This window comes from Zunongwangia atlantica 22II14-10F7 (assembly GCF_002094855.1).
Classification (GTDB): domain Bacteria; phylum Bacteroidota; class Bacteroidia; order Flavobacteriales; family Flavobacteriaceae; genus Zunongwangia; species Zunongwangia atlantica.
This window is the reverse complement of record NZ_ARYN01000048.1, coordinates 1-2,677: the sequence shown is the minus strand read 5'-3', so window position 1 is coordinate 2,677 and position 2,677 is coordinate 1. Positions and strand designations below refer to the sequence as shown.

The following is a 2,677-nucleotide window of genomic DNA, read 5'->3' as shown; positions in this document are numbered from 1 at the left end:
AACAAAGTAAAGGAGACCGTTGGCAAACATTTTATGACGAAGAAATTTGCACTAATAGTATCCTTGATTTTCCTAATTACTTTAAATACACTTGCTCAAGAACCAAGTTGTGGATGTAATAAGAAAAAAGCAACTCGGGAAAATAAATATAAATGCGATACAACCCTTTTTTCAAATGGGGCAAAACTTTATTGGCAACGAAATTGTGATTCAACATGGCTGACATTTGAAAATAAAGAAAAACTTATTCTTAAATCATGTGAGAAAATAGACGTTTATGAATGTCAAAGAACAGGATTAGACTTCTTAAAGGAATATCCAAATTATTTACTTTTTCAATACAAATGGATTTCAGGATGTTGCACGCCCCCTGATATTATTTTAATAGATAAAGAAACTGGAAATGAAATAAAACGAATAAATAATGATCAATTCGTATGGGGAGATGTTCATGAAAACTATGTCCTTTTTTTTTCTGACACAACATATACTCATCTAATTTATTTGAACAATGAAACTGATAAAGCATACGATTTGCATTTTGATAATAAACAGGTTAAAAAATCAGTAATTAAGAATAATGTATTACAATTGAATGACTTGTTTAATAACTTCATTGTGAGTAGAAATAATTTTAAATTTGATTATAAAACAAGTGAAGGTGTAGTCAAGAATCTTAAAATAGAATTTAATTGAAGAGAACGATAGTAACTCCTTTTGAGAGGTCGCCATAATAAAAACGTTTGCCAACAATGCGTATAGCCAATTGCGGCTAAATACTTAATCGATATTCGATGTTTTTAGCTATATTTATTTTAAACGGACACAACCTGGTTAATCAAACCGCAACTGTCCATACTCGAAACCGTTGTAAAACATTTTATGAAAAGAAAATTTAGACTAATACTGAGAATATTAAAATGGATTGGTAAGATTTTAGGTATTCTGATTATTGTACTATTAATATCGGGGTTGTGTTTTCGACTATTTAGTTCAAAACCAGTTCCTCCTGGAAAATTAGTTGACATAAATGGAACCAAACTTCATATAATATCAGAAGGCTACAAAAATGAATTACCTACTCTTATTCTTGAAGCTGGTGCAGGCAGTAATACCGATATGGCTCACTGGATCGCAAAAGGATTAAAAAAGAACATGAGAGTTATCCGTTATGATAGGGAAGGAAAATGGTTTAGTGAAAGTAGTAAAGACATTAATTCTCCAGAGTTTTATGCCAAACAACTTCATAACTTACTCGAAAAAAGTGGAGAAAAACCACCATACATCTTAGCAGGTCATTCGATGGGCGGGCCATATAATCTAATATTTAGAGATCTTTATCCTAATGAAGTAAAAGGAATGATCTTAATTGATTCAAGTCATCCTGAACAGTGGAAACGATTAAAACAAAATGAATTGTTTAATGACACTCAAATTACTTTAGTTAAAACTATTTCCTTTCTTGCAGATATAGGTATTGTTGGAGCTTTTAACTCAGTATTTAAGTCTGAACCCAGAAAAGATGGCTTACCACCTAAACTCCATCTGCGCTCCCATTATGTTACTGCATATTCCGGAAAAGTGTTCCATAGATATATTCAAGAAAATGAGATCAATGAAATGATTCTTAATAGAGCAGGTCAAATTAAAAGTTTGGATTCATTACCTCTAGTAGTTTTTACTGCAACTGAACAGTATGAAGAATCTCAAAAAGAGAAATATAGAAAAGAAGGTATCGATCCCAATGAACAAGTTGAAGTATGGCATGAGATGCAAAAAGAACTAAAAGAATTATCTAGCAATGGAAAACAAATTATTATAAATGCCAATCATGGCTCAATAATAACTAAGAAAGAAAATGCTAAGATAATTAATAAGGAAATTCTTTCAATGGCAAGATCTATTGAATTGAATTGATAAAAAACGTTTTACAACAATGCGTATAGCCAATTGCGGCTAAATACTCAATCGATATTCGATGTTTTTAGCTATATTTATTTTAAACGGACATAACCTGGCAAACCAATCCGCAACTGTCCATACTCGAAACCGTTAGCCAAAATAACTCCGGACAAAAACACTTCCTGAAAACCGAACTGACCGCAGAAAAATCGATATTCGAAATTCGATAAAAACGAAGAACATTTTTAAAAAGAAAAGCGGAAAAAAATCGCTGATAAAACCGATCTGGCCGCAAAAAATTAGAATCAAAATTCGATAAAATCGGACACTATTTTTAATAGTCTCTAAAAGTAAAAAATGATTAATTGGAATCCGATATTGTATAAAATTGACTGTTATTTTTAGAAGCCAAAACTGACTTTAAACGGACAAGGACAAGAAAAAAGTCTGAAACTCTGAACTTTTAAATGAATTTGGAACTCAAGAATCATCATCGACGCGGAAATCATCACACAGAACAAATCTCCACCTAAATTTGAATTGAAAATTCAGCTAAAATTGAAAAGCAACACTGGAAAAACTTCAAATTGTAAAATTTTACTTTAAATTTTACAATTTTAAACTCCTCTCCCACTCTGAAAAACATTAAAATTAAAAATCTAATCTAAACCGATATTTGATAAATCTGATAACATTTTTAAAGAATAAAAACTAAAAACAAAATTTGGCGTATCGTTACATTGGCTAACAACGGTTATAATTCATTGCGGCGGAA

Annotated in this window: 2 protein-coding genes; both read left to right on the top strand. The window is 30.9% G+C overall.

Annotation, left to right across the window (positions count from 1 at the left end; genetic code table 11):
- Positions 1–696: hypothetical protein (locus tag IIF7_RS20380; protein WP_217806702.1), on the top strand; the 696-nt coding region annotated here is incomplete at its 5' end.
- Between the two features lie 186 nt (positions 697–882).
- Complete coding sequence (locus IIF7_RS20375) at positions 883–1,917, top strand: alpha/beta fold hydrolase (RefSeq protein ID WP_084843527.1); 1,035 nt, start codon at positions 883–885, stop codon at positions 1,915–1,917.
- Positions 1,918–2,677 lie beyond the last annotated feature (760 nt).

Excerpts from the sequence above, each read along its gene's own strand:
- IIF7_RS20375 (WP_084843527.1), top strand. The coding sequence starts at position 883 with ATGAAAAGAAAATTTAGACTAATACTGAGAATATTAAAATGGATTGGT.